Raw genomic sequence first — 20,388 nt, forward strand, 5'->3', positions numbered from 1 at the left:
TTGTCGTCCACCCGTGCCACTCTCGTTCGGTTACGTGTGCAGATCGGTCGTGGAGCTCACGAAGCGGGGACCGGTCGTGAGATCACACGGCAGGGCGCGATCTCTGCCGCTCAGCCCTGCCGAATGACCAGTCTGCCACCCTGCCGTCGCACACCCACGCGCCCGGGGAGGTTGATGGCACCCTGACCCCTCCAGGCCGTGATCAGCCGGTCCACTTCCTCGATGTGGCGGGCGAAGAGCGAACCGGCCGGCGAACCGGCCGCGATGACCGCCCGGCGCAGCACCCGACGGCGCACCGCGGCCGGCAGCGCGAAGAGTCCGGCCACGTCGAGGGTGCCGGCCTCGTCGAGCACCGTCGCCTCGGCGTCCGCGGCCCAGCCGTCCAGTGCGTCGGCGTCGTCGCGGGAGAGCTGGGCGGTCCGCGCCAGCGCCTCGACGACGCCCTTGCCCAGGCACTTCTCCAGGGCGGGCAGCCCCTCGTGCCGCAGCCGTGAGCGGGTGTAGGCGGGGTCGGTGTTGTGGGGATCGTCCCAGACGGGCAGCGCCTGGATGAGGCATGCCGTACGGGCGGTCTGTCGGTCCACGTCCAGGAAGGGGCGGCGGTAGCGGCCGTTCGTCCCGGTGGCCGCGGCCATCCCGGACAGCGAGCGGATCCCGGAGCCGCGGGCCAGCCCGAGGAGCACGGTCTCCGCCTGGTCGTCGCGGGTGTGGCCGAGGAGGATCGCGCTGGCGCCGTGGCGGTCGGCGGTGGCGTCCAGGGCGGCGTAGCGGGCATCGCGGGCGGCCGCTTCGGGGCCGCCGACCCGGCCCACCTCGACGCTGACGATGTCGACGGGGTCGAGCTTGAGGGCCCGCAGTCGCAGGGCGACCTCGGCGGCGCGGAGGTCGGAGCCCTCCTGTAGGCCGTGGTCGATGGTCACGCCCCCGGCGCGGACACCCAGTTTGGGGGCTTCGAAGGCGAGGGCGGAGGCGAGCGCCATGGAGTCGGCGCCGCCGGAGCAGGCGACGAGCACGAGCGGTGCCTCGCGCCGGTCCTGCGCGCAGTGGTGGGTGAGCACGTCGTGGAGTACGCGGCGGACCGCCAGGCGTATCGCGGCGACCGCTGGATGGGGACCCATGTCCGTTTCCAATCGTTCAGCTGGGGGACGAGCCTCAAGCGTGGACGGCACTTCGTCACACAGAGTGTCTAGATGGTGACAGAAGTGAGCAGTTCCCCGAGCATTGCACGCCTATCCATCGGTCACGGTCCCTCAGACGGGTGATTGAAGGGGCGCTCTACTGCCGCGTGGCGTGCCCGGCTCACCTCCTGCGCTTACGGTGCTCCGTCGGCCTTCCGGTGCACCCGCGCGACCCAGTCCGCCGGTTTGGCGATCTCCTGTTTGGTGGGGAGGGTGTTGGGCGACGTCCAGACGCGGTTGAAGCCGTCCATGCCGACCTCCTCGACGACGGACCGCACGAACCGCTCACCGTCACGGTACTGCCGCAGTTTCGCGTCCAGCCCCAGCAGCTTCCGCAGCGCCTGGTCCAGCCGACCGGCACCGCTGGCCCGCCGCTTCTGGAACTTCTCCCGGATCTCCGCCACCGAGGGCACCACCTCGGGCCCCACCCCGTCCATGACGTAGTCGGCGTGCCCCTCCAGCAGCGACATCACCGCGGTCAGCCGCCCGAGGATCTCCCGCTGCACGGGCGTCTGCACCACGTCCACCAGCGAACGGCTCTCCTCGCCCTCCTCGCCCTCCGGCCTGGCACCGGCCAGCGACTGGGCGGCCTCCCGCAGCCGCTCCAGCAGCGTCCCCGGGTCGATGTCGGTCTCCGCGAGGAAGGACTGGATCTCGCCCTCGATGTGGTCCCGCAGCCAGGGCACGGCGCTGAACTGGGTCCGGTGGGTCTCCTCGTGCAGGCACACCCACAGCCGGAAGTCGTGCGGCGCCACGTCGAGCTCCCGCTCCACATGGACGATGTTCGGCGCCACCAGCAGCAGCCGGCCGCCCTGCGTCCCGGCCGGCAGGTCCCGCGAGGCCGGGGCGAACGTCTCGTACTGGCCCAGCACCCGCGACGCCAGGAACGACAGCAGCATGCCCAGCTCCACGCCGGTCACCTTGCCGCCGACCGCGCCGAGCACCGCACCGCCGGGCGTCGAGGACCGCCGGTCCTCCATCTTGGCGAGCAGCGGTTTGAGCACCGCCCGGAAGCCGGCGACGTTGGCCCGGATCCAGCCGGGACGGTCCACCACCAGGACCGGCGTGTCGTGCGACACCGCCCCGCCCTCCGCGCCGGGTTGCGCCATTCGGGTGAACCCCCGGACGTGCTCCTCGGACGACTTGGCGTGCCGGCGCAGCTCGGCGACGATCGCCCGCGCCTCGTCCCGGCTCACCTCCGGACCGGGCCGTACGAATCGGGTCGCGGTCGCGACCGCGAGATTCCAGTCGACCATCTCGACACCACCGATGCTCGTCATGGGTTCACGGTACGGGGACGCTGCGCCGGCTGGTAGCCGACGGGGGTGGTTGGCCCCACGTGGCCGCTGCGCGGGTGGAAAGGACGGTGGGCGGGCGCCCGGAGGGTGGGTCGTTCAGCGGCAGCCGCAGTTGGCCACCGTGGAGGCCATGCGGTCCAGGGCCTTCTGGGCGGCCTGGGGGTCGGTGGTGCCGGTGGTCATGAAGGCGAAGGCCAGGAGGCGGCCGTCGGCGTCGACGACGGTGCCGGCGAGGCTGTTGACGCCGGTGAGGGTGCCGGTCTTGGCGCGCACGGTGCCGGCGCCGGCGGTGTCGCCCACGTAGCGCCCCCTGAGGGTGCCTGTGAAGGCGGCCACCGGGAGGCCGGTGAGGACCGGGCGGAGTTCGGGCTTGTCGGGTGCGGCGGCGACCAGCAGGAGGCGGGAGAGCAGGTTCGCGGAGACCTTGTCGTCCCGGTCCAGGCCGCTGCCGTCCTCGAAGACGGCGTCGGTCAGCGGGAGGTGCTGGGCGGCCAGCGCGTCGCGCACGGCCTTGGCGGCGCCGTCGAAGCTGGCCGGCTGGTGGGCGGCGAGGGCGGTCTGACGGGCCAGCGCCTCGGCGATGTCGTTGTCGCTGTAGGTCAGCATCCGCTCGACGAGGGCGGAGAGCGGCAGGGAACGGACGACGGCGATCCGGTCGGGGTTCTTCGGGGCGCGGGCCTCGGCGGGGTCGCCGGTGACGGTGATGCCGCGTTCCTTGAGGAGGCCGGCGAAGGTGCGGGCGGCGTCGCCGGCGGGGTCGGTGGAGCGCGGTGCGGTGCCGTGGTCGCTGTCGTCGAGGCGGGCCTCGTCGGTCATCAGGGCGGCGACCGGGGCGATGTTCTCGTTGGAGCCGATGGGGTGCTCGGCGGGGCCCGTGTAGGCGGAGGCGTCGTAGCCGAGGCCGACGGTGGTCAGCTTGCGCTGCTGGAGGGCGTGGGCGGTGACGTCGGCGAGGTCGCGCAGGCTGGCCGGCCGTTCGTCGGGCCCCGGGCCGGCCGCGCGGGCGGTCAGGGTCGGGTCGCCGCCGCCGACCAGGACGATCCGGTCCTTGCCGGCCAACACGACGCCGGTGTCGATGCGGTGGTCGGCGCCGAGCCGGGAGAGCGCGGCCACGGCGGTGGCGAGCTTGACCGTGGAGGCGGGGGTGGCCGCCTCGTCCTGCTTCTCGCCGAAGACCTGCCGGCCGGCCGCGACGTCCACCACGGACGCGGTCCGCAGCGGGCCGAGCGCGGGGTCCGACAGGAGCGGGGACAGCGCGTCGGCCAGTCCGGCGTCGGTGGGCGCCGGCGCCGCGCCGCCGCGGCCCACCGCACCGCGCGCGGGCCCGCCGAGCGCGGTCAGCACGGCCGGCGCGCTGGGCGCGGGGCCGGGCGCCCGGCCGTCATCGTGATGCTCGCCACCTGTTGCCGGAGCGGGGACCGCCGCCGCCCGCTCGGCCGTACGCTGACCGGAGTCCCACGGCCCGGCCGCCGCCACGGCGACGACCGCGACCGCCAGACCTGTGGCGGCGGACACCGCTGTCAGCTGCCAGGTCTGCCGCGTCTGCTGCGGTGCGGCCTGCCATGCGTGCTGTGCGGCGCCCGTTGTCGCATGCGCGGCGCGCTGTGCGGTCCGTGCCGCGGTGCGTGCGGAACGCCCCGCCCGGCGTGCCGCCACCCGCGCGGAACGCTGCGCCGACTGCCATGTGACCTGCCATGTTCGGGTCTCGGGCACTTCGGACCAGCCCCTTTCGCCACCACACACCTGCGTGGGGGACACTTAATCACCAGACGTATGTGTTGATCATGGAGGAGCCACCCGTGGAGTTCGACGTCACCATCGAGATCCCGAAGGGTTCGCGGAACAAGTACGAGGTGGACCACGAGACCGGTCGGATCCGCCTGGACCGTCGACTCTTCACCTCGACCAGTTACCCGGCCGACTACGGCTTCGTCGAGAACACCCTCGGCGAGGACGGCGACCCGCTGGACGCGCTGGTCATCCTGGACGAGCCGACCTTCCCCGGTTGCCTGATCAAGTGCCGTGCCATCGGCATGTTCCGGATGACGGACGAGGCCGGCGGCGACGACAAGCTGCTGTGCGTGCCCGCCTCGGACCCGCGCGTGGAGCACCTCCGCGACATCCACCACGTCTCGGAGTTCGACCGCCTGGAGATCCAGCACTTCTTCGAGGTCTACAAGGACCTGGAGCCCGGCAAGTCCGTCGAGGGCGCCAACTGGGTCGGCCGTACCGACGCCGAGGCCGAGATCGAGCGCTCGTACAAGCGCTTCGAGGCGCACGGCGGGCACTGACCCGACCGGCGGAGCGGATCCGGCGGCGGGCGGGGTTCTCAGGGGCCCCGCACGCCCGTCGGCGCGCTCTGATTTTCGTACGCGAACGGGCGGCACCCGTCTGGGGGCCGCCCGTCGTACGTGTCGCGGGGTCCGCGACCCGCTTCTTCTCCTTCTTCTACTTCTTGACGTAGAGGAACTGGAAGAGCATCCAGGTGTCGGTGAGCTTCACCATCTGCTCGTGACAGACGTATTGATGCCACTTCCCCGCGGCCACCCCCGCGTCCCCTTCCTTACGGCAGGAGGCGCCATCGCCCAGGAACGAGCGCTCCAGGGTGTAGCCGGCCGGCGGGTTCCAGTCGCCCTGCGCCGCCGAGGGCGTGACGGCCGCCGCGTCCGCCACGGTCGTCCGCGGCAGCGGCGCGGCCTGTGCGCCGGCCTGAGCGGACACGGCGAGCATGGCGCCCGCCACCGCGACGCCCGCGGCCATGGTGATGCGCTTCATGATGGTGTCTCCCTTGAAAGTCGGGACCCTGCGGGGGAATTCATCGCGCTGTCCGGGAACGCGTCCGGCCATTGCGGTGATGTGCTTCGCGAACGGCAAAGGGAGCCCGCCGGGCGGGCATGCCTCATGCCGATGGCTGTGCCTGTCCTCGCTCAGGCGGCCGCGGGGGCCGACGTCACGGCCGCGACGGTCCTCCCCGTCAGCGCCGCACGCCCTTCGCTCTGGTCGAGGACATAGAGGATCGCCGGGTGCGTGGCGCCGAAGGCCAGCACAAAGCGGTTGAGGCCCATGAACTGCCCGATGCCCAGGTGGAAGAGGCTCATCGAGCCGAGCCATGCCCTGGCCGCCGGCTTGGGCAGCACGAAGACCAGCGGGAAGCCGACCTCCGCGGCGACCGTTCCCCAGGTGATGAGCTTCCCCAACAGCGGGTACTTGTGCACGAGTTGGAAGAGGCGCGGGTCCCCGTAGTTGTGCGTACGGATGACCCCGCTGAACGCCTCGCCGCTGAGCCACACCGGGGAGACGAGCTTGACCACGCCGGACGCGACATAGGAGATGGTCGTCTCCAGGGCCAGCGCGCGCATGGCCACGTCGCGGGCCTTCTCGCCGTCCTTGAAGGTGCCGGTCGAGGCGAGGACGACGTTGACCACCTGCTGGAGCTGGTCGGCACCGTCGCCGCCGAAGGGGGTGTGCAACCGGCCGGCGGCGCCCGTCACCGCCAGGACCGCGCTGCCCGTCGTGCGGACCGCGCGCTTGTGGCCCCAGATCAGCGTGGCGGCAGAAGCACCCGCCTGCACTCCGTACAGGGCGACCGCCGCCTTCTTGGAGCTCAGGGCGCGGGTGAGGCGGGGAAATCGCTTGGCGAACTTGGGCCGCATGTTCGCGAGCTGGCCGCTCAGCAATTCACCGTCTTCGAACTTACGCGTCTGGCTGAGCATTTCCAGTGCGGAGACAAGCGTACCCAGCGAAGCCACTCGGCGTGCCGTGACCTCGGGCGGAGCGCTGAGGAACATGGAGGGGTGCTCCTGATGATGTGAGGCGAGTACGGTGGATAGGGGAAACGGCGGCACGGTATGCGTATCGGGCGTACCGTGCCGCCGCGTCTTTCATCGGCCGGGGTTATCGATGCCGGTCAGCACCGCCCCGCAGCCGAACGCTCAGCCGTGCTGGACGTTGTGGGTGACCATGTTCAGCGCGGCCGCGGTCGCGGAGGTCACCGCGATGCCGGCGGACACGGCCTCGGGGGTCGCGACGGTGGCCAGCGGGGTCATCATGGTCGGCGCGGCGTCGGAACCGATACGGCCCGGCTTCACGTCCACCAGCTGCGTGTTGGCGAATTCAGCCACAACAGACATTTCTGTCCTCTTTCTCGTAGACATCTCACAGCGAGTTCTCCAGCCGTTCGGCGGGAGGGCGCGAACTCACGCGGCGCAGGGGAACCGAGTGAGCTCGCAGCTTCCGGCCGAGAAGGTTGATCGGCTCGCTACGCGGCCAGCGGGAATGCGGCCGCGTCGGGCGTGGCGTCTTCGGTCAGCGGGAATTCCACGGAGACGAAGACGGGGTTGATCTGCCGGTCGCCGGGGGCGTTGAGGTACGACTGCATCAGCATGAACTGGCTGTGCGAGGCGCCCTCGGCGTGCGGCAGGTGGCGCTGGATGTAGCGCGAGAGCAGCTGGTATCCGGAGCCCAGGGTCACCAGGCGGAGTTCCGGTCCGAAGGCCACCGAGCGGGAGATGGTGTCCTGGCTCGCGTCGAACAGGGCCTTGGGGGAACGGTTGCGGGCGTTCCAGACCAGGGCGTACCAGGGCCGGTCGCGGGTGATCTCCACCTCCGTCCAGTCACCGGGCCTGCCGTCGGTGATGTCCCGGTAGAGCAGGTGGTTGTCCTTGACCCCGGGGTTCGGGCCGAAGAAGCGCCAGTTGGGGACCGGGATCTGCCACCGCCCGCGCCGCAGGAGGTTGTCGAAACGGTTCTCGGGCAGCTGCCCGGCCGCCGTCGCCACCAGCCAGGCGGCGATCGAGGCCGTGACGGCGGCCGTTTTCAGGCGTTCCGTGTTCACGTTCACGTCAGTTCCTCCTCCCGCTCCGTGTCGCGCGCCGCGGCCGGACGGTCCTTCCTGGCGGACTGCCGCCGCTCCGGGCCGGTCCGCCCGGTGGGCGGTTCGCCCGCGATCACCTCCGCCACCTGTCGGGCGTGGTCCGGCACGGCGAGCACGGATTCGTGGTCCGAGCCCTCGATGAAGTGGTGCCGGGACCGCTTCGAGATGGCGGCCAACCGGGCCTGGACGGCGTGGTGCAGGGTGTTGTCACCGACGTTGTTCTCCGCCGTGACCACGGTCAACGGGCAGTCCAGGTCGGTCAGTTCCGGGTAGGTCATGGCGTCCCGGTACTCCTGGTGGGCCGTGGCCCAGGAGCGGGGGTTCGTCATGAACGCGGTGTAGCTGCGGTTGATCTCCGGACGGTACTGCTGGTTCACGTTCTTCGCCGGGCGGAAGGCCGACAGGCCCGCCCAGGCGTACGCCTGCTCCATCACCAGCGACTGGTGCGCCCACCGGTCGATGTCGGTGCGGCGGGAGTGGCGCAGGCTGGTCACCTCGGTGGCGTCGATCACGACCACCGCACTCACGCCCTCCAGCGCGCCCGGATGGCGCGAGGCGTAGGCCGCGACGAAGTACCCGCCCAGGGAATGGCCGGCCAGGACGACCGGGAGACCGGGGACATAGGTGTCGCGCAATTCCTGCAAGAGCGCGTAGTGCCGGTGCAGACCGTACTGGGCGGCGGGTGTGCTGAGTCCGTAGCCGGGACGGTTGAACCGCACGTATCCCATGTCCGCGGGAAGCGCGTCGCACACCCAGTCCCAGTATTCGTGCGGCGCGCCCAGCCCGTTGTCGAGCAGGACGACGCGCCGGGCCTGAGAAGGAATGCTGACGTCGACCTCCACGAGGCTGCCGTCCGGCCTCTCGTGCATCAGGTAGCGACGCGCACGTTCGCGTTTCCCCGTGAATCGCATTACCGCACCGGTCAGCAGGCTCGCACCGGCCAAACCAGCTATGCCCACGGCGAATTGGCGCTCCAAAGACGCCACAATCCCTCCCCCGTGATTTCAAGTGGCTGATATCCCCGACACTAACACCGGATGCCGGGGTCAAATAATGAGTTAGTTGACCCGCTGGGCCGGGCGCGTCTTCCCGCAGGGCTGCGGAACTCGGCCGGGTGTGCCCCGCCCCGACTTCCGGAGCTCCATATACAGCTCGCCTATCGTGGCCTTGAGCATCGCGTTTTCCTGAGTGAGCTCGGCGATCCTGGAAGCCTCCTCGGAGTCCTTTCCACTCTCGCCGGCCAGGCCGTTACGGGCTCCCTCAATAAACTGTCGACGCCAGTTCGATACGGATTGCTCGGAGACTCCGACTTCCCGCGCCGCCTCGGCCGCGGTCAGTTGGCCACTCATCACTCTCACCAGGAGCCCGAGTTTCTTGTCTGCCGGCAAAATCGGCGGTCGTCCCACCTGTGGCCCCCTTCTGTGTTCCGCTTTCCTGTGTGCGCTCAGGACTTGACGTAGCAGCAGACGAACATGGGTGACTGTTCGTTATAGGGGGTGCCGTCCCACCGAGAAAGGTGGGCCTCGGGCTCCAAGCTGGCCGCGCGGGCGTATGCGTCGATCTCTTCGGGGGTGGTCAGCCGGGTGAGTTCGCTGCCCACCCGGGTGGTGCCGTCGGCCTGGTACAGAATGTGCGAGCAGTGCCAGAGGTCGCCGTCGAGCAGCGTCGAATGGGTCTGCACGCCCGTGCCGGGCTCCGGATAGGGGACGAAATACGTGGTGCGCTTGCGCCCCTCGTGGAGTCCCAGGATCGGCGGCTTGTTGTGCGTCTCGATCACCAGCCTGCCGCCGGGGGCGAGAAGGTCGGCCGCGCGCCGGACGGCCAGTTGCTGGTCCTGGGGGGTGTGCAGCAGCGACAGCGTCGCACAGACGCAATACACCAGCCCGTAACGGGAATCCGAGGTATAGCTGCGGATGTCACCGTGGACGGGGGTGACGTCGCCACGCTCCTTCAGTTTGACGCGCATCGCGTCCAGCATCTCCGGTGAGGAGTCCACACCGGTCACCCTGCCGACGCTCTCGGAAAGCGGGACGGCGATCCGCCCCGTGCCGACGCCGAGCTCGATCGTCCCCGCCTCAGGGGCGGGATGGAGGGCCAGTAGCCCCTTCACCGCCTCGGCGGTGACTTCGTCGTCCGGTATCAACCTGTCGTACCAGCCGGCGAACTGCCGCCCATAGCCGATGTCTTCAACCCCGTTAGTCACCGAACTCCCTCACTTTGTCCCCACATTCGATCCCTAAGGGGCCGCCGTGAAGCCGGAGCAAGGAAGGACGTCATAGGCCAACACGACTGCAGGTGAAACCGCAGTCGTTGCGCATGGTTGGTCAGACCAGCAGCGCCTGTCGATCCAGGGGAAACGCCTCAACGAAGTGTGGGGAACTTCAGGTTATGTCGTGTGAGTCCATCATATACATCGCGATGGGCGCCAGTGAATACGTGCGATACAACAAGGAGGCAAAGCTTCCGGCCGGGTGATTGCCGTCCGAAGCAAGCCTGGATTGCCCCGCGCCGCGGGCCCGGATGACGCCAACCACCCTGGTCTATACCGCCGTTCCCGGCCCCACTCCATCCTGCCTTGTCCCGCGTCGCCGTGCACGACTCGGGAAGACCTGAAGAGTTGGTCATTGATTGACGGAGGAAGTGAAAGTTATCGCCGCTTTAGCGCGGACATGTACTCGTCAATAGCGTGGACTTCGGGCCCAGGTCGGGTATGCCATATGTCCCGAAACAATGCCGCAATGTGGAAACAGCCGCCAGATAACCGGACATGCCGTGCACACTGGGCCCCGGAGGGGTGGCCGAGGAACACAGGAAGACCCCCGGCAGCGGGGTGCGGTAGGGGTCGAAGCGGGGGACGGGCCGCGCCAGGCTCTGGTACAGCGTCATCGCACCCGAACCGATGTCGCCGCCGACGTAGTTGGGGTTGTACATCTCGTACGAGGCGGCGGGCACCGAGCGGTGGGCGAGGACCGTGTCCCCGAACCCCGGGGCGTAGCGCTCGATGCGCGCGCGCACCAGCTCGTGGGGATCGGTGGGATCCCCGTTCGGCACGTGCGCGTACGCCCACACGGGGCGCTTCCCGGGCAGCGCGCGCCCCGGATCGGCCACCGCGGGGTCCACGAGGAGGACGAACGGCTCCCGGGTCCGCACCCGGCGCGCGTTCTTCGTCTCCTGGCGGACCATCTCGGCGTGGGTACCGCCCAGATGGACCGTCCCGGCGCGCCCCACGGCGGGATCGGACCAGGGGATCGGCTCGGAGACCAGGAAGTCGACCTTGGCCGCGCCCGGACCGTAGCGGAAGCGCGCGAGGCCGCGCGCGTAGGAGCGGGGCAGTCGGTCGCCCGCGAGGGCCAGGAAGCCCTTGGGGCTGGTGTCGAGCAACACCGCCCGCGCGCCGCGGAGTTCCGCCAGGTCCGTCACCGGGTGGCCGGTGTGGAAGACGCCGCCGTGCGCGGTGATGTCCCGGGCCATCGCCTCCGCGATCCGGCCGCTGCCCCCGCGCGGCAGCGGCCACCCCGTCCCGTGTGCGAGGTGTCCCAGCAGCATGGCCACCGCGCCGCCCGCGAAACTGGGCAGCTTGCCGACCGCGTGCGCGGCGACGCCGGTGAGCAGGGCCGCCGCCTCCTCGCCCTGGAAGTACGCCGCGCCGAGCCGGGTGCCGTGGACCGCCACCCGGCCGGCCAGCAGCAGGGCGGCGGCGGGGTCCCGCGGCAGGCTGCGCTGCCCGGAGAGGATCAGGTCGACGACGGCCTCGCTGTGCTCCAGCAGCGGGCCCATCAGCCGCCGCCAGCGCGGGCCGTCGGGGCCCAGGTGCGCGCAGGTGTCCGCCAGCGAGCGGTACGCCAGGGCGGCGCGGCCCCCGTCCAGCGGATGGGCGTAGCTGATCTCGGGGTGCAGCAGCTCGACCCCGCGGGCCGCCAGGTCGAACGCCCGGAAGAACGGGGAGGCGGCGGCCATGGGATGGACGGCGGAGCAGATGTCGTGCACGACGCCGCTGTCGAAGAGCGACGTGGTGCGCAGCCCGCCGCCGATGGTCTCGGCCGCTTCGTAGAGCTCCACCCTCAGGCCGGCCCGGGCCAGGACCACGCCGGCCGCCAGGCCGTTGGGGCCGGTGCCGACGATCGCCACATCGGTGCTGTTCACCACTGCTCCTCGCTCCTGATGGGCCGAAGCCGCACCGTCTGCTCGTTGAGGCCGCCCCACGGGGGCCGGCCGACCGCGGACGGGAGCGGCCCCGCCCCCGGTTCCCCGCGCGCCCAGTCGCCCGCCGTGGCGGCGGGGCCGGACTCGGCGTGCAGTTGGGAGCCGGCCAGCCGCCGGTACAGCGCGTCGTTCTCCATCAGGTCCCGGTGCACGCCGGTGGCCCGGACCCGGCCGTCCTCCAGCACCACGATCTTCTCGGCGTCGATCACCGTGGAGATGCGGTGGGCGATGGCGATCACCGCGCACTGTCGGGAGACCCGGCGCAGCACGTCGCGGAAGTCCCGCTCCGAGTCGGAGTCCAGGTGGGAGGTGGCCTCGTCCAGCAGCATGACCGCGGGCTTCTGGAGCAGCGTGCGGGCGATGCACAGGCGCTGGCGCTGGCCGCCGGACAATCCGCTGCCCTGGTCGCCGAGTTCGGTCTCCAGCCCCTGGGGGAGCCCGGCGACCACGGCGCCGAGCCCGGCCATCGCCAGCGCCTCCCGGATGTCGTCCTCGCTGGCGTGCGGTTGGGCGTAGGTGAGGTTCTCCCGGACGGTGCCCCGCATGGCGGCGCTGTCCTGCTGGACGTAGCCCACCAGCCCGCGCAGCGTCTCCAGTGGCAGCCCCTCGACGTCCCGCCCTCCGAGCAGCACGCGACCGCCGTCCACCCGGTAGAAGCGTTCGATCAGTTGGAACAGGGTGGTCTTGCCGGCGCCCGAGGGCCCGACCACCGCCGTCAGCCCGCGCGCCGGCACGCTGAGCGAGACGCCGTGCAGCACCTGCGTCATGGCCGCCGGCTCTCCGCGCCGGTAGGCGAAGCGCACGTCGTGGAACTCGACCGCGGGGTGGTGCGCGGGCAGCGGCCCGGTCGGTGCGGGGCCCTGCCCCGCGTCCGCCGCCCCGCCGCCCTCCTGGGGCAGGCCGGCGAGCTTGTCGACCCGCTCGATGGCGGCCCGGCCCTGGACGAACTGGCCGATGGCCATGAAGACCATCACCAGGGGGGAGACCAGCTGGAACAGGTACATGACGAACGTGGTCAGGTCGGCCATGCTCATCTCGCCCCGCGCGACCCAGGCCATGCCCGCGCCGACGACGACGGCGAGTGCCCCCTGGGTGCCGACGTTCATCGAGGGAACCAGCAGGGCGTTGTAGGCGTTCACCCGGATCCCCGAGCGCCGCGCCCGCTCGGCCAGCGCGCCGATCCGGGCGGTCTCGCGCGGCTCGGCCCGGGACGCCTTGACCGTGGGCAGCGCGGAGAGCACGCGCTGGACGCCGCTGCCGAACGCGCCGGTGTCGTCACGGTTCTGCAGGGCCGCTCCGCGGAGCTTGCGCGCGAGCACGATGGCGAGGGTGCTGGCGACGCCGAGGCTGGCCAGGGTGATGAGCATCAGCGACAGGTCGATGGTGCACATCAGCACGACGCAGCCGATTGTCGTGGCGCCGCTGATGACCAGCTGCGCGAGGCTCTGTGAGAGGGCGATCTTTACCAGCGAAGTATCGGTGACCGTGCGCGTGACGATGTCGCCCTGCGACCATTTCCCGAATTCCGCGAGATCGGCCCGCAACAGTCTTCCGACAAGGCCATGGCGGACGTCATAGACGATATTTTCCCCGGCCCGCCCTATTACGTAGGACTGGAGCGAGGAAAAGAAAGCACCCAGGCAGAAAAGGGCGGCGACCGTGATGATGGACCCGGTCAGCGACGCTCCCGCGGACACCGCCCCGATCAGTTTTCCGATGGCCCACGGCTGGGCGAGCGTGGCTCCGACCCCCAGCAGCCCCAGTGCCACTCCCGCACCGAGCAGCGCGGTCTGCCGCTTGGCGACACTCCCCACCCGGCCGGCGCCGGGCCCGGCTCCGCTCCTCTGGTTCGTGTTGGCGACGCGCCTCGCCATGAGCACACTCCCCCCGTTTTGACAACGGTCACGGCGATGCGCGACCAAGATAACGGCCCCGACCTCAGAGTTTTGTCGTCAAGATGGCCGAAACTAGCACACCCTCCGGCGTCAAATTTCTCGTAAGTTGATTCGCTGGAACGCCCTGCCCGGTCGAATGACCCGCAGGCCCGGCCGGCGTAAGTAAACGCGTTTGTTGTCCACTTGGCGCGGTGCCCGAAAGGAACACCACGGTCCCCTCACGGGTGAGCAGGACGAAGCCCCCGACGCACGGCGCGCCAGGGGCGATCGACTCACCCGACACAGCGGGCGCGGCCCTGGTGCATCGGACGGGCCCTGGGGGTCCGTCCGATGCACCAGGTCCGGACAGGCCCTAGAAGCCGCGGGTCCGCTTGGCGGCCCGCCGCTCGCCGCCCGGCTCGACGGCGAGCGGCGCCCGCAGGAACAGCCGGGCGACCTCGCCACCGAGGTTCACGCCGACCGCGATCGCCAGCGCCAGCGAGGCGGCCTTGATCAGCGACGAGAAGCCCTCCAGCAGATTGCCCTGGGCGAAGTTCAGCAGCCCGAAGTAGGTCGCGCTACCAGGGAGCAACGGGCCGATCGCCGCCGTCACATAGGGCAGCGCGGAGGCGTAGCGGTACCGGGAGAGCAACTGCCCGAAGAGGCCGACGAGCCCGGCGGCGATGGCCGTGGAGGGCACCGCGTTGAAGCCGGCGGTGGCGGTCAGCGCCCCGTACACCACCCAGGCGACCCCGCCGTTGAGCGTCGCGAACGCCACCGTGTGCCGCTCCTGCTGGAGCAGGACGCAGAACGCCAGCGCCAGCAGCATCGACGCTATGGTCTGCACCACCGGCTCGTTGTACAGCTGCAGCGCCTGCTCGGGGTTGAGCCGCTTCAGACCGGGATCGGCCTGCAGCCCGAGGTAGAGCACGGACAGCACGCCGACGACGATGCCGACGATCAGATAGCCGACCTCCAGCAGTCGCGCGGAGGCGGTGATGTAGTAACCGGTCAGCCCGTCCTGCACGCTGGCGACCAGCGCCCGCCCCGGGATCAGGGCGAACAGCCCACCGGTGATCACCGCGGAGGACTGCACATTGGAATGGGCCAGGGCGAAGGCGAGCCCCATCCCGGCGGGCGGCATCGCCGCGACCACGAACTGGTAGAACTCCGGCAGTCCGCGCGCCGACGCCAACCAGGCCAGCCGGTCGCCGAGCATCGAGCCGATCGCCGCCGCGATGAACACCAGCACCCCGCCGCCGACGAGCATGCTCGCCGCGCCGGAGAGCAGCCCGGAGGACACCGTCAGCGCCCAGCTCGGGTACGGGTGCCGGTTACGGCGGATCTCCGCCAGCCCCCGGTACGCCTCTTCGAGACTGATCCCCTCCGAGGTGATCTCGTCCACCAGCCGGAAAACGGCCGACAGCCGGTTGTAGTCCACGCCGCGCCGCCGCACCGTCCGGCTGGCGGTGACGGGGTCCTCCACCAGGGACGGCTGGTACGAGATCGACAGCAGGGTGAAGGTGACGGTCGGCTCGACCCGCTCCAGCCCGTAGGCGTGCGCCACACCGAACATCGCCGCCTCGACGTCCTCGGCCCCCTCGCCACCGGCCAGCAGGATCTCGCCGATACGCAGCGTCAGGTCCAGGACGCGGGGCACGGCGGGGCCGCCGCCCTCCTCCTCGGTGCGCTCCGCGCGCTCGGGCACCGGTCGCTCGTGGATCGGCATCCGCAGCATGGTGCGCATCCGGTCCTGCCACGGCGCTTCCTTGGTCAGGCTGAGGACCGGTATGCCGTGCGGCGGCGTGAACGTCGGCAGCGGGGTCTGCCCGGTGGTGCCCCCCGGCGGGGCGAACGCCGACCCCTCGGGCTCGGCCGGCGCCTCCGGCCGGAGCCCCTCGGGCAACGCGAACTCCGAGGTCGGGTGCTCCTCTTCGGGCGTCGGCGGCAACGGCACACCCAACGGCGGAGTGAAGGCGCTGTGCGCCTCGTCCGACTGCGGCTTGCGGTCCTCGGGAAGACCGGCCTGCTCCGAGATGCCGCTGCCCTTGCCCTTGCCATTACCGCGTGGTGGATCCGACGCCACGTCTCTCCGCTCCTCGTGCCCGTGCCTCCTGCCGACTGGTCATGCACACGATGCCGCATGGCTGCGGACGGCGCTCCTTCGGGGGCCCGTCCGCTGCGCTTGGCGCTGGCGCTTGGCCTGCTTCCCACGTTGTCGGCTGCCCCGTCGTAGGGGTTCGCCTTGTGCGCCCGCGGCGCGGGTCCGCCTGACGGCGGGGTGTGCCGGTTCCGCTGCGCGGGCGGAACCGCTGCGCGGGGCTGTCGGGTGCGGTGGCGGGTCTGCGGGGTTGGGGGTGTCCGGACTGCTGCGCTTTACGTCCGGACACCCCCAACCCCGCAGACCCACCCCCTCCCGTGGGTGGGTGGGAAAGACGGTGAGTGGGAGCCGACGCAAGTGGTCCCCTGACAGCCGTCACCACTCCACGACGACCCCGCAGGGGACCACCCAGGCGTACCCCTACGGCCTGAAACCCACCCACCAACGGGAGGGGACGGGTCTGTGGGGTGGGGGAGCCGACAACGTGGGAAGCCCGCCAAGCGCTAGCGCTTGGCGTGGCGCCCCCGCCCCTGCGGACGGGCCTGGGCCGCGGCCATCGGGGCGTCCATCGCCGCGTCGGCCGCCGGCTCCTTCTTGGCCTTGGCGCGCGCCCGCAGGAACTCGATGACGACCGGCACCACGGAGATGAGCACGATCGCCACGAGGATCAGCTCGATGTGCTTGTGCACGAACTCGACGTTGCCCAGCGCGGCGCCCAGCAGCGTCACGCCGGCGCCCCACAGCGTGCCGCCGATGATGTTGAAGATGATGAAGGAGCGGTACTGCATCCGGCTCACGCCCGCGATGATCGGCGTGAACGTCCGCACGATCGGGACGAATCGGGCCAGGATCAGCGACTTCGGACCGTGCTTCTCGAAGAAGGCATGCGCCTTCTCGACGTTCTCCTGCTTGAAGAGGCGGGAGTCGGGCCGCTTGAAGAGCGAGGGGCCGACCTTGCGCCCGAAGAGGTATCCGGCCTGGTCACCCAGGACGGCCGCCAGCACCACCAGCGCACACACCAGCCACAGCGGCTTGTCGATCTTGTTCGTCGTCACCATCAGGCCGGTGGTGAACAGCAGCGAGTCCCCGGGCAGGAAGAAACCGATCAGCAGCCCCGACTCCGCGAACACAATGAGCAGGACGCCGATCAGGCCGAATGTCGTGATCAAGTAGTCCGAGTTCAGCCACTGGGGGCCGAGCGCGAGAGTATTCACGGGGTGAAGGCTCCTGGGTCGAGGGCGCCCGGCTCGCGCGGCGCGGCGAGCGGAAGCGAGGGGTGCAGGCGCAGTGTGCGGCCCAAAGCTATCAACGGACTATGACGTCCCGTGGTTCCAGGAGCACCCCCGGCCACGGCCTCCCGGGCCGCCCCGCCCCGCCTCGACGCCGGCCGCCGACCCCCACCCGACCGCCCCCGAGCGCTGGCCGCTCCGGCCGCCCCGGGTGATCCTGATCGCAAGGACAGGAGGTGCGGATCATGGGCATCGAGGAGTACGGCGGCGGACAGCACGAGCAGTCCGACGTCCTGGTGGTGACGACCAACGACGTGCCGGGGTTTCACGTGAAACACGTGATCGGCGAGGTCTTCGGCCTCACCGTGCGCTCCCGACACCTCGGCAGCCAGATCGGCGCGGGCCTGAAGTCGATGATCGGCGGTGAGCTGCGCGGTCTGACCAAGACCCTCGTCCAGACCCGTAACCAGGCCATGGAACGCCTGGTGGAGCAGGCCCGCTCCCGCGGCGCCAACGCCGTGCTGATGTTCCGCTTCGACGTCACCGAAGCCGCCGACGTCGGCACCGAGGTCTGCGCCTACGGCACGGCCGTGGTGCTGGAACCCCAGGGCTGACCCGCAACCACTCCCTCGTCGGCCGTCGGTACGCGCTTCACGACGGCTCCTCACGCCGCGTGAGGCGCACGTCCGGATTCTGAAAAGAGGCAAGGCGGTGGGTCCGCGGGTGAGATCCTCCGCGCATGCTCGGAATAACGGATCTGTCCACGTATCTGGCGGGCCTCGCCCTGATCATCCTGCTGCCGGGGCCGAATTCGCTGTACGTCGTCTCGGTCGCCGCCCGGCGGGGCCGTCGGGTGGCGTACCGGGCGGCGGCGGGCGTGCTGTGCGGCGACACGGTGCTGATGACGCTGTCCGCGGGCGGAGTGGCCTCGCTGCTGAAGGCCAGCCCGCTGCTGTTCGGCATCGTGAAGTTCGCCGGCGCGGGCTATCTGACGTGGCTGGCCGTCGGGATGCTGCGCGGCGCCTGGTCCCTGTGGCGCGGCGGCCGGGCGTCCGGCAAGACCCTGCGGAGCGCGACGCCGGAGCAGGCGGCCGGGGCGGCTCCGGCGGCTCCGGCGGAGAACGGGGCCGCCCCGAAGGCCGAGCGACCGTTCCGCCGCGCGTTCGTGGTCAGCCTGCTCAACCCGAAGGCGATCTTGTTCTTCATCTCCTTCTTCGTGCAGTTCGTGGACCCCTCCTACGCCCACCCGGTGCTGTCGTTCGTGGCGCTCGGCGCCTGGGCGCAGCTCTTCAGCTTCAGCTACCTCTCGCTGCTGATCTTCAGCGGGACGTTCCTGGCGGCGACCTTCCGCCGCCGCAAGCGCCTGACCGCCGGCCTGTCCGCCGGCGCCGGCGCCGCCTTCCTCGGCTTCGCCGCCAAGCTGTCGCTGGCCAGCGCGAGCTGACCGGTACGGGCCGGGTCCGCGGAGCCCGGCCCGGCCCCGCTTCCACTGGGGGAACCCTGGAGGCCGTTCGCACCTTATGCCCTTATCGTCGGGTTCCAGGAGGTGCGTCCATGCCGCTGCACGACGTCAACGTCGCCGTCATCTACTACTCGTCGACCGGCACCGTCGCCGAGATCGCCCGGCTGATCGCCGACGCCGCCGAGCACGCGGGCGCCGACGTACGGCTGCGCCGGGCCGCCGAGCTCGCCCCGCAGTCCGCCATCGACTCCAACCCCGCCTGGGCCGCCAACGTCGCCGCCACCGCCGACATCCTGGAGGCGACCCACGACGACATCCTCTGGGCGGACGCGGTGCTCTTCGGCACCCCCACCCGCTTCGGCAACGTGACGTCCCAGCTCAAACAGTTCATCGACACCCTGGGCGGCCTCTGGCAGCAGGGTCGGCTGGCCGACAAGGTCTACAGCGGCTTCACCGCCACCCAGTCCAAGCACGGCGGCCAGGAGTCCACCCTCCTCGCGCTCTACCACACCGTCCACCACTTCGGCGGCATCCTCATCGCCCCTGGTTACACGGACCCGGCGAAGTTCGCCGACGGCAACCCCTACGGCACCTCGCACGTCGGCGGCCCGGACACCCCGGTCGACGCCGACGCCCGCACCGCCGCCCGTATTCAGGCGGAGCGGGTGGTGAAGTTCACCAAGGCCATCAAGGCCGGCCTGGCCGCGACGAGTTGACGAGAGGCCGCAGCCGATGACCCTGCACAAAGGCGACTCCGAACGGGACCGCCGGCGCCGCACCCACCCGGTCAACCCCTTCTACGGCGAGGCCGACCCGGTCGCCGGGATGGAGACCTCACCCCCGCGGCACACCCTCCCCGCGGGCCCCATCTCCCCGCACACCGCCTACCAGTTCGTCCACGACGAACTGATGCTGGACGGCAACGCCCGGCTCAACCTCGCCACCTTCGTCACCACCTGGATGGAGCCGCAGGCCGACGTCCTGATGTCGGAGTGCCAGGCCAAGAACATGATCGACAAGGACGAGTACCCGCGCACCGCCGAACTGGAACGGCGCTGCGTGGCGATGCTCGCCCACCTCTGGCACGCCCCCGACCCGTCCGCCGCCATGGGCTGCTCCACCACCGGCTCCAGCGAAGCCTGCATGCTCGCCGGCATGGCCCTCAAGCGCCGCTGGGCCCGGCGCAACCCCGACCGCTATCCCGGCACCGCCCGCCCCAACCTCGTCATGGGCGCCAACGTCCAGGTCTGCTGGGAGAAGTTCTGCAACTTCTGGGAGGTTCAGGCCCGCCAGGTCCCCATGGAGGGCGACCGCTTCCACCTGGACGCGGACTCCGTCACCGCGCTCTGCGACGAGAACACCATCGGCGTCGTCGCCGTCCTGGGCTCGACCTTCGACGGCTCCTACGAGCCGGTGGCGGAGATCTGCACCGCCCTCGACGCGCTCCAGGACCGCACCGGCCTGGACGTCCCCGTCCACGTGGACGGCGCGTCCGGCGGCATGATCGCACCGTTCCTCGACCCCGACCTGCTGTGGGACTTCCGCCTCCCCCGGGTCGCCTCCATCAACACCTCCGGCCACAAGTACGGCCTGGTCTACCCCGGCGTCGGCTGGGCGCTCTGGCGCGACCAGGACGCGCTCCCCGAGGAGCTGGTCTTCCGCGTCAACTACCTGGGCGGCGACATGCCGACCTTCGCCCTCAACTTCTCCCGCCCCGGCGCCCAGGTCGCCGCCCAGTACTACACCTTCCTGCGGCTGGGCCGGGAGGGCTTCCGCGCCGTCCAGCAGGCCACCCGCGACGTGGCCGGCTCGATGGCCGAACGGATCGGCGCGCTGGACGACTTCCGCCTGCTCACCCAGGGCGACCAGCTGCCGGTCTTCGCCTTCACCACCGCCGACGACGTCACGTCCTTCGACGTCTTCGACGTGTCCCGGCGGCTGCGGGAGCGCGGCTGGCTGGTCCCCGCCTACACCTTCCCGCCCAACCGCCAGGACCTCTCCGTCCTCCGGGTGGTCTGCCGCAACGGCTTCTCGCTGGACCTGGCCGACAGCTTCCTGGCCGACCTGGAGCAGCTGCTCCCCGAACTCCGCCGGCAGCCCGCCCCGTTGGACCGCCCGGAGAACATCGCCACCGCCTTCCACCACTGACCGACCGCGGCCCGCCGCACCG

19 protein-coding genes are annotated in these 20,388 nt (G+C 70.8%); 5 read left to right on the plus strand and 14 right to left on the minus strand.

The genetic code is table 11. The annotated features are described in order from the left end of the window. Positions 1-110 precede the first annotated feature (110 nt). The 3 genes from tilS to dacB form a co-directional block, all read right to left on the minus strand. Positions 111-1,118 carry a tRNA lysidine(34) synthetase TilS gene (gene tilS / locus MOV08_RS19080; protein ID WP_039634163.1) on the minus strand — a complete coding sequence of 336 codons (1,008 nt, stop codon included), beginning with the start codon at positions 1,116-1,118 and terminating at the stop codon, positions 111-113. 194 nt (positions 1,119-1,312) lie between these two features. Next, positions 1,313-2,458, minus strand: coding sequence for a zinc-dependent metalloprotease (locus tag MOV08_RS19085; RefSeq protein ID WP_039634166.1), 1,146 nt, complete (start codon positions 2,456-2,458; stop codon positions 1,313-1,315). Positions 2,459-2,572: 114 nt separating this feature from the next. Continuing rightward, a complete protein-coding gene (dacB, locus tag MOV08_RS19090; RefSeq protein ID WP_275308239.1) occupies positions 2,573-4,189 on the minus strand; it encodes a D-alanyl-D-alanine carboxypeptidase/D-alanyl-D-alanine endopeptidase in 1,617 nt (538 codons plus the stop codon). A gap of 86 nt (positions 4,190-4,275) precedes the next feature. On the opposite strand from dacB, the gene MOV08_RS19095 reads away from it, so the two are divergent. Next, a complete protein-coding gene (locus tag MOV08_RS19095) occupies positions 4,276-4,767 on the plus strand; it encodes an inorganic diphosphatase (RefSeq protein WP_039634169.1) in 492 nt (163 codons plus the stop codon). Positions 4,768-4,924: 157 nt separating this feature from the next. Here MOV08_RS19095 and MOV08_RS19100 read toward each other — a convergent pair whose 3' ends face one another. From MOV08_RS19100 to MOV08_RS19150, 11 genes are all read right to left on the minus strand, one after another. Next, complete coding sequence (locus tag MOV08_RS19100; RefSeq protein ID WP_039634171.1) at positions 4,925-5,251, minus strand: hypothetical protein; 327 nt, start codon at positions 5,249-5,251, stop codon at positions 4,925-4,927. A 152-nt stretch (positions 5,252-5,403) separates the two neighbouring features. Further along, positions 5,404-6,264 carry a hypothetical protein gene (locus MOV08_RS19105; protein WP_039634173.1) on the minus strand — a complete coding sequence of 287 codons (861 nt, stop codon included), beginning with the start codon at positions 6,262-6,264 and terminating at the stop codon, positions 5,404-5,406. A gap of 144 nt (positions 6,265-6,408) precedes the next feature. Then, the gene (locus MOV08_RS19110; RefSeq protein ID WP_159030869.1) at positions 6,409-6,606 is read right to left on the minus strand and encodes a linaridin family RiPP; all 198 of its coding nucleotides are present in this window, start codon (positions 6,604-6,606) and stop codon (positions 6,409-6,411) included. Between the two features lie 128 nt (positions 6,607-6,734). After that, on the minus strand, positions 6,735-7,316 hold the full coding sequence (locus MOV08_RS19115) for a hypothetical protein (RefSeq protein WP_239010084.1): 582 nt from the start codon (positions 7,314-7,316) through the stop codon (positions 6,735-6,737). Beyond that, positions 7,313-8,218 carry an alpha/beta fold hydrolase gene (locus MOV08_RS19120; protein ID WP_275308240.1) on the minus strand — a complete coding sequence of 302 codons (906 nt, stop codon included), beginning with the start codon at positions 8,216-8,218 and terminating at the stop codon, positions 7,313-7,315. The genes MOV08_RS19115 and MOV08_RS19120 overlap by 4 nt, the downstream gene beginning before the upstream one ends. A gap of 189 nt (positions 8,219-8,407) precedes the next feature. Further along, complete coding sequence (locus tag MOV08_RS19125; protein ID WP_039634180.1) at positions 8,408-8,755, minus strand: transposase; 348 nt, start codon at positions 8,753-8,755, stop codon at positions 8,408-8,410. Between the two features lie 38 nt (positions 8,756-8,793). Then, a complete protein-coding gene (locus MOV08_RS19130; RefSeq protein ID WP_275308242.1) occupies positions 8,794-9,552 on the minus strand; it encodes a class I SAM-dependent methyltransferase in 759 nt (252 codons plus the stop codon). Positions 9,553-10,007: 455 nt separating this feature from the next. Then, positions 10,008-11,492, minus strand: coding sequence for a phytoene desaturase family protein (locus MOV08_RS19135; RefSeq protein ID WP_275308243.1), 1,485 nt, complete (start codon positions 11,490-11,492; stop codon positions 10,008-10,010). After that, entirely contained in the window at positions 11,489-13,426 is a 1,938-nt protein-coding gene (locus tag MOV08_RS19140) for an ABC transporter ATP-binding protein (protein ID WP_275308244.1), read from the minus strand. The genes MOV08_RS19135 and MOV08_RS19140 overlap by 4 nt, the downstream gene beginning before the upstream one ends. Before the next feature lie 373 nt (positions 13,427-13,799). Further along, a complete protein-coding gene (locus MOV08_RS19145; protein ID WP_039634184.1) occupies positions 13,800-15,512 on the minus strand; it encodes a threonine/serine exporter family protein in 1,713 nt (570 codons plus the stop codon). Positions 15,513-16,030: 518 nt separating this feature from the next. Further along, positions 16,031-16,741 (minus strand): DedA family protein, encoded by a 711-nt coding sequence (locus tag MOV08_RS19150; RefSeq protein ID WP_039634186.1) that lies wholly within the window; start codon positions 16,739-16,741, stop codon positions 16,031-16,033. A gap of 260 nt (positions 16,742-17,001) precedes the next feature. On the opposite strand from MOV08_RS19150, the gene MOV08_RS19155 reads away from it, so the two are divergent. The 4 genes from MOV08_RS19155 (at position 17,002) to gad (ending at position 20,366) form a co-directional block, all read left to right on the plus strand. Then, entirely contained in the window at positions 17,002-17,370 is a 369-nt protein-coding gene (locus MOV08_RS19155; RefSeq protein WP_039641121.1) for a YbjQ family protein, read from the plus strand. A 125-nt stretch (positions 17,371-17,495) separates the two neighbouring features. Next, a complete protein-coding gene (leuE, locus tag MOV08_RS19160; protein ID WP_275308245.1) occupies positions 17,496-18,200 on the plus strand; it encodes a leucine efflux protein LeuE in 705 nt (234 codons plus the stop codon). A 110-nt stretch (positions 18,201-18,310) separates the two neighbouring features. Further along, entirely contained in the window at positions 18,311-18,934 is a 624-nt protein-coding gene (gene wrbA / locus MOV08_RS19165; protein WP_039634190.1) for an NAD(P)H:quinone oxidoreductase, read from the plus strand. A 16-nt stretch (positions 18,935-18,950) separates the two neighbouring features. Next, positions 18,951-20,366 (plus strand): glutamate decarboxylase, encoded by a 1,416-nt coding sequence (gad, locus tag MOV08_RS19170; RefSeq protein ID WP_275308247.1) that lies wholly within the window; start codon positions 18,951-18,953, stop codon positions 20,364-20,366. Positions 20,367-20,388: the final 22 nt, after the last annotated feature.

The organism is Streptomyces yunnanensis, assembly GCF_029011865.1.
GTDB classification, from domain to species: domain Bacteria; phylum Actinomycetota; class Actinomycetes; order Streptomycetales; family Streptomycetaceae; genus Streptomyces; species Streptomyces yunnanensis.